This is a genomic window from Pedobacter sp., from assembly GCF_041645105.1.
Lineage (GTDB): Bacteria > Bacteroidota > Bacteroidia > Sphingobacteriales > Sphingobacteriaceae > Pedobacter.
Genome location: NZ_JBAZQQ010000007.1, coordinates 275,215 through 281,214, shown reverse-complemented (window position 1 = coordinate 281,214; position 6,000 = coordinate 275,215). Strand labels below are relative to the sequence as shown.

Here is a 6,000-nt window from a genome sequence, read left to right as displayed (position 1 = left end):
GATTATATCTGTTACTACAATAACGAACGATTAAAATTGAATTTAAATGGAATGAGCCCGATGGAATATCGGGCTCATTATAACAAATCTAATAACTAAATTTGTCTAAACTTTTGGGGGCAGTCCAAATTCGACAGCCCTTTTACCCAAAACAGTTATACTGCTATTTACTCTCTTTGTTTTTCAGTTCAGTAACCTCGTTACGTCCTTCCTGAGCCAAAACTTTAATATCCTGGAAAGCCTTACGCAAACGAGTTCCCGCTGCTTTGTTTCCTTTAGTGTAAAAAGCTGTTGCATCTGCTTCAGTAGCAGCTACCAATTCTTTCAATTTTTCAAATGCTGACATAATAAATAGTTTAAGGGGGTGAATTTATAAATTAATTGATGAAAACTCCAAATGCGCTACATCGCCATTTCTGGCTTTGAGAGGTACCCTTTTCCTTTCCAGCGGAAATATCCTTTCCTTGTTTAACCACTTTCTGAAACTGCTCCCTATTGACAGGCCAATTGTCCAGGCTAAAGAAATTCAGGTTACCAAACCGTGGTACGGCCTCCATCTGTAACTTCTTTAGTTCCCCCGCCTCCGTTAATGCAGTAACACCTGGGCGTTCCCTAACCCCTGTTATCCAGACCTGGATGCATCAGGTTATCTTGGGAGATTAGATTAAGAGTTCAATCCCCATATGGCAAAAACCAGATTTGCTAGAATTCAATAGGCAGAAAATGTATCAAAAGCTGAAAGCCTTCCCAATGAAATCTGATGGATGTTGCTGATTTCACACGAGCCTATCAAGAAAAAGAAGGACATTAAGACTTCAGCAGCAGGTTTACGATAATATCAGTAAACCCAAAAACTTCAACTGATTTATCCAAGTTTTTCATACTTCAAACCAGTAATACCCAGTTCCTCGAATGATTTTTTCAAATCTTCGGTTACTATTATGGTAGGAAAATATTTCAATATCCTAAAAATTCTTGCATCGCCACACTTCGTACTATCAATAGAAAACCTATTCAAACTTTTATAGGTATTCTCCCGCACTGGCACCATTTGAACTTCTGCATCATTCCAATACTCAAATTCTGATTTCTTTTCATCCACACAATCGTAAAAGTTGCTTATTCGTAAAGCAAAATAATTTTGCTTAGGTTCAATGTTTGTGAATACTACAGGATAAAATTCAGCTTCATCACCAGTAAGTAAGTTTCTAAATTTCTCGCTAATAATTTGAATACCTGTAGTTGATAAATTAAAGTCACTTTCATCACATCCGTATTCATCATCAATTTCTATTTCAATTGGTTTATCAACAATATTTTCCCACTCGGGAGTATTCATCTTTTTTATCTCGAACTCGCCAAAGTTCAAAATTTCACCCAAATCCCATGCATCTTCATGCTCACTTAATGCATTTATAAGCTTATAATATATCATAATCAATATTTATTCAAAATATATTAAGATTTCCAGTCAGCAATTCAAGCCCAAGCTCTCTCAATTCTCGAACTCTGGCAGCTTCAATTTCTTTCTTCGCTGCCTTAGGAATACCTTTATGAGTAGAAATTCCTTTGGCTTCTGCGTCCTTAAATTATGGATCTTTTCTGACTTTTCGAGAGCTATTTTTTCATATTAGAAACTTGTAATAGTCAGAAAAAGGATTTCCGTTTAATGCCTCCAAATATTTTTCTTTAAATTCTGAAAAAGACTTAGCGATTAAAACCGCCTCTTCATATTCTGGTTCACTTCCGTAAAAAATCTCTCCTTTGTTATTTTCACCTATTCCAACAGCTACATATTGATAACCATTTTTTACAGTCATTAAAATTGGAAGATGTGATGCCCAAAATTTAATAATATCATTTTGCATATCATCATCAATGCTATCTAAACTTTGCTTTTCAAACTCATTCCAAGGGAAGGCTACATCTGTTTTGCTTTCATAATCTTTTAAGGAAAGAAACCAAATATTATCTTCTTTATTTGCTAATACTTCAAATGATTGGACAAAATTTTTGATATCCTCGGGAACTTTCAATAATCTGCCATTTGCCAATTTATTAAAGTCTATTTCTTTATTAATGGATAATTTACTAATGTTCCATTCTGTTTGATTTAAGAAATCTATAAAAATTTCATTTTGCATAATTGTAATTTAAAGTTGTTTTTTCAGAACATTTATTACTCTTCGCTGAAGTCCTGTAACTTTTGAGTGTTGCAGATTTTTAACAGTTTGGGTTACTTCGTAATTTTTAATTTCCTGACCATTGTCCTCTAAAAGAATATGATCAATTAGTGATTTTTTTTCTAACAATTCACATGAAAACTAAAAAAAGTATACCCATGCCAATCCGGCTCCTATAAATAACAAAGAAAGGAGCACATAAAGAATTTGTGCAGTTCTGAAGCCAAAGGTTTCAGCTAGCCAGGCTATATTGAACATGCCATCGCCACCTTCAAATAACCAGCCCCAACGTCTGATAGACCCGTATAAAAAAAGAGCGCCTAAAGCAACCATTAACCAACCAAAAATAGTAGGATTTTGTTGAAAATATTCTCCAAGCTGGTCTATATAACTTTTGTCTTTTGCTTGTTCTTCCATTGTACATAAATATTTGTTTTGCAAAACTACTTTAGTGCCTTGATTTTTGATTATCTACCCAAACCCAAGCCAAAATATAGAATCAAAATAGCAAAAATATCCTGGAACGTTAATGGTTCCTAATAAAAAAAGCCCTGCATCTATAATTGACGCAGGGCCTTCTCCCAAAACAGTTATACTGCTATTTACTCTCTTTGTTTTTCAGTTCAGTAACCTCGCTACGTCCTTCCTGAGACAAAACTTTAATATCCTGGAAAGCCTTACGCAAACGGGTTCCCGCTGCTTTGTTTTGGCTTGCATACCCTACCTGTTGCAATCTCGGAACATTTACCTGCTACGGTAAATCTTAAATAGATAGGTGCTCCACCAGAAAGATAGTTTTTTGTTTCTTCATGTAGAAGAGCAGACTGAAATTGGTTTTCATAATCAAAGATTTAAGGTTAACAAAGTTAGCCTTGCAGTCTTTACGCATCAAATTGTTTAAATTTATAACTAACTTAATAACAAATAGTTACACGTTATTCGGTGAGTAAATCGGAACCTCAAATTACTCACCTAATCACTCACCTATTTTTTGCGGATTTTGAATATTTTGAAGTTTTCACTAAATGCAAAAAGCCTGCAATCATTTGATTTGCAGGCTTTTATACGTTTTGTTACTATTCTCTGTGATCCCGCTGGGATTCGAACCCAGGACCACTACATTAAAAGTGTAATGCTCTACCAGCTGAGCTACGGAATCATCTTCTGTTGTTTGAAGAGGGTGCAAAGATAGAATTATTAATTTATTCTTATAAAGAAATTTTAAAAAAAATCAATGCACCTATATAAGTCATTTATTTACAGATAGATTATTTTCCTTATAACCCTTACTAGCTAAACAAAAAGTATGCTATAATCAATGTAATAATGATATTGAACCCTTGCGCAATTATAAAAGCATAGAATGGTGTCTTGCTATTCCTACCAAAAAGATCTTTAAAGTTTGTTTCCAGGCCAATACTTGTAAATGCAAGTGCAAACCATAAACCTTGCATATTTTTCAGCATTCCCTTTACTTCCTTATTTACTTCTGGTGTTATAAAGAAGGAAAACAATAGTGAAGCGCCTACAAAACCTATTACAAACTTAGGAAAGCGTTCCCAGATTACTTTTATTGTTGGTTTTGACTCTGCCTCCTTACCTGCTGGGTGCTGTGTAACTGTCCAATAGATAGAGATTGCAAAAGCAGCAATCCCTAACAATACGTTTTGAGAAAATTTTACGATTGTACTAATCTTTAATGCTTCCTCACCTACTAAGCTACCAGAAGCAACTACAGCCCCTGTTGTATCAATACTTCCACCCAACCATGCACCAGTCACTGCCTGAGGAAAATTAAAGTAATTCGCGATGTAAGGCATAAAGATCATCATTGGTATAGCTGTAATTAAAACCATTGAAATGACATAGGAAAGTTTTTTAGAATCTCCCTTGATGGCTCCTGAAGTTGCAATTGCAGCAGAAACACCACATATAGATACCGCACTTGAAATCATCATAGTCAACTCACTGTCTACTTTTAATTTTTTGCATAACCAAAAAGCAAAATACCATACAGATAGTACTACTACCAGGGATTGTAGCAAACCTTTTGAACCTGCTTCTAATATTTCAGAGAAAATAACTGTTGTACCTAATAACACAAGTCCGATCTTAACAAACAGTTCGGTGGACAGTGACGTTTTAAACCACTCTGGAAGCTTAAAGAAGTTACCAATGATCAATCCTATAGTTAAACTAAAGATAACAGCTTCAAGATTTAATGCCTTAACCTGAGCATTACCAGCCAATATCAGTGCAAGAATGGTTAAGATATAAACCGCTGGAAAGGTTAATACAGCATTTTTCACTGATTTACCCATTAGTATTGCACCTAGTGCAGCTATTGCAATTACAAATAGGAATTGTATTCCAATTAATTGCAGGTTTGAAGTAGAAAGTACGAGTGTAGAAAGATCTGTCATGTTCTTCCAGCCAAATACTGGAACGCGCAATACAAATCCTGAAATAGCTAAAATGATTGTTAAAGCACCTAAAATTACGACTACCCAATCTTCATGGATACTGAGTTTTTTGTTTTCTGACATTATATTTAATTTGTGTGTTTACGATATTAAAGTCATACCCATCCCCTTTCACTTAAATTAAGTGAATAATAGATATAAGTTTAGAATCAGGACAATTCCTGCATCAGCTTATCAAAAGCTTCTTTTAGATCAGACAATTCCTGCTCAACTTTACTCAGTCGGCTTTCCAACTCACTAGAAGGTCTGTTGTTGCTTACCTCATCCTGTAAATCAATCTGAGTCAGGTCAGGAATACCACCCAGCAAATGAGCGTATCGAACTTCCTTTTGACCAGGACGCTTTGGTAGCTGCATTACATAAGGCATTTCTGGCGCAGAAAGTCTTTCCAATACTTCTTGTACCTCATCTAATGTTTCAAATTCGTACATCCTACCAGAATTTGTATTGAGCTCACCAGGTGTTTGTGGCCCTCTTAACATCAATAAACATATAATGGTTACGTCTTGTGGAAGAACAGGAAAAACAATAGCAAAGTTATGTTTGTATTTTACACTACGACTTGAGCCACCTGTGGCTGTAGATACAAGGCCTTTTCTTTTTAAAGTATCAAGTGCAAGAATTACTGTTTGATCATCGTATTGAACGACTGGTTTACGAGAGGTTTTTTGGTTACAAGCCAGTGTAATCGCATTTATTGTCATTGGATAATACTCTGGCGTTGTCTTTGACTTTTCCATTAGCACGCCTAAAACGCGAAGCTCAACAGCATCAAGGACTGGTAAAGTTTGTGTTGATTCCATTTCTAAAGATAGAAATAAATCATTTATTACGGCATTTAACATGCCTCAAAAAATATCAGTAACCAACCCAAGGCGGGTTACTGATATCTATACTAATTCTTATTATTTAGCATTTTTCTTTTCAGTAACCTCTGTACGGATCTCCTGAGCCAGAACTTTTAAATCTTGCATTGCTTTACGTACTCTTGTACCTGCAGCATTGTTACCTGCACTATAAAATTTCTCTGCATCAGCCTCTACAGAAGCTAATAATTCTTTAACTTTTGAAAATTTTTCCATGTTTTTTCTTTTTAATTATATGAAAGCTACCCAGGCAGTTTTCATGTTTAGTTTTTATTTTAAGTCAAATATATATTATTTTACAAATAAACGTACATAACTCGTCCGTTATTGCACTTTTCTATCTAAAATATTTTTCATCAAGATGTTTCGGATCTAAAATCATTAATTCAAAAGCTATCATTTTGTAATAATCAGACATCTATATTAATTCAGAGTAAATGAATCTATTTAGAAAAAATTCCAAAAAAT

The 6,000-nt window shown here is 34.6% G+C and carries 10 protein-coding genes and 1 tRNA gene; 1 reads left to right on the top strand and 10 read right to left on the bottom strand.

The features are described from left to right. Positions 1-6: 6 nt before the first annotated feature. Positions 7-99, top strand: a complete 93-nt coding sequence (locus tag WC623_RS20860; RefSeq protein WP_372854749.1) for an IS3 family transposase — start codon at positions 7-9, stop codon at positions 97-99. A 64-nt stretch (positions 100-163) separates the two neighbouring features. Here WC623_RS20860 and WC623_RS20855 read toward each other — a convergent pair whose 3' ends face one another. From WC623_RS20855 to WC623_RS20810, 10 genes are all read right to left on the bottom strand, one after another. Beyond that, on the bottom strand, positions 164-346 hold the full coding sequence (locus WC623_RS20855; protein ID WP_131607471.1) for a histone H1: 183 nt from the start codon (positions 344-346) through the stop codon (positions 164-166). Positions 347-377: 31 nt separating this feature from the next. Further along, positions 378-557: a hypothetical protein gene (locus tag WC623_RS20850; protein ID WP_372854745.1), complete on the bottom strand. Its 180-nt coding sequence runs from the start codon at positions 555-557 to the stop codon at positions 378-380. A 308-nt stretch (positions 558-865) separates the two neighbouring features. Continuing rightward, positions 866-1,435, bottom strand: coding sequence for an imm11 family protein (locus tag WC623_RS20845; protein ID WP_372854743.1), 570 nt, complete (start codon positions 1,433-1,435; stop codon positions 866-868). Between the two features lie 190 nt (positions 1,436-1,625). Further along, the gene (locus tag WC623_RS20840) at positions 1,626-2,144 is read right to left on the bottom strand and encodes a hypothetical protein (RefSeq protein ID WP_372854741.1); all 519 of its coding nucleotides are present in this window, start codon (positions 2,142-2,144) and stop codon (positions 1,626-1,628) included. A gap of 180 nt (positions 2,145-2,324) precedes the next feature. Further along, positions 2,325-2,600, bottom strand: coding sequence for an immunity 17 family protein (locus WC623_RS20835; RefSeq protein WP_372854739.1), 276 nt, complete (start codon positions 2,598-2,600; stop codon positions 2,325-2,327). Between the two features lie 181 nt (positions 2,601-2,781). Continuing rightward, positions 2,782-2,916 (bottom strand): hypothetical protein, encoded by a 135-nt coding sequence (locus tag WC623_RS20830; RefSeq protein ID WP_372854737.1) that lies wholly within the window; start codon positions 2,914-2,916, stop codon positions 2,782-2,784. A 353-nt stretch (positions 2,917-3,269) separates the two neighbouring features. Next, a tRNA-Lys gene (locus WC623_RS20825) sits at positions 3,270-3,342 on the bottom strand. A gap of 130 nt (positions 3,343-3,472) precedes the next feature. Then, positions 3,473-4,729 (bottom strand): YeiH family protein, encoded by a 1,257-nt coding sequence (locus WC623_RS20820; RefSeq protein WP_372854735.1) that lies wholly within the window; start codon positions 4,727-4,729, stop codon positions 3,473-3,475. Positions 4,730-4,815: 86 nt separating this feature from the next. Continuing rightward, positions 4,816-5,469, bottom strand: coding sequence for a YceH family protein (locus WC623_RS20815; RefSeq protein WP_372854733.1), 654 nt, complete (start codon positions 5,467-5,469; stop codon positions 4,816-4,818). 102 nt (positions 5,470-5,571) lie between these two features. Next, on the bottom strand, positions 5,572-5,748 hold the full coding sequence (locus tag WC623_RS20810; RefSeq protein ID WP_372854731.1) for a histone H1: 177 nt from the start codon (positions 5,746-5,748) through the stop codon (positions 5,572-5,574). Between the last annotated feature and the right edge of the window lie 252 nt (positions 5,749-6,000).

Bases quoted from the DNA above. Each gene is read 5' to 3' on its own strand.
- WC623_RS20855 (WP_131607471.1), bottom strand. From the start codon at position 346: ATGTCAGCATTTGAAAAATTGAAAGAATTGGTAGCTGCTACTGAAGCA.
- WC623_RS20850 (WP_372854745.1), bottom strand. From the start codon at position 557: ATGGAGGCCGTACCACGGTTTGGTAACCTGAATTTCTTTAGCCTGGAC.
- WC623_RS20845 (WP_372854743.1), bottom strand. From the start codon at position 1,435: ATGATATATTATAAGCTTATAAATGCATTAAGTGAGCATGAAGATGCA.
- WC623_RS20840 (WP_372854741.1), bottom strand. From the start codon at position 2,144: ATGCAAAATGAAATTTTTATAGATTTCTTAAATCAAACAGAATGGAAC.
- WC623_RS20835 (WP_372854739.1), bottom strand. From the start codon at position 2,600: ATGGAAGAACAAGCAAAAGACAAAAGTTATATAGACCAGCTTGGAGAA.
- WC623_RS20820 (WP_372854735.1), bottom strand. From the start codon at position 4,729: ATGTCAGAAAACAAAAAACTCAGTATCCATGAAGATTGGGTAGTCGTA.
- WC623_RS20815 (WP_372854733.1), bottom strand. From the start codon at position 5,469: ATGGAATCAACACAAACTTTACCAGTCCTTGATGCTGTTGAGCTTCGC.
- WC623_RS20810 (WP_372854731.1), bottom strand. From the start codon at position 5,748: ATGGAAAAATTTTCAAAAGTTAAAGAATTATTAGCTTCTGTAGAGGCT.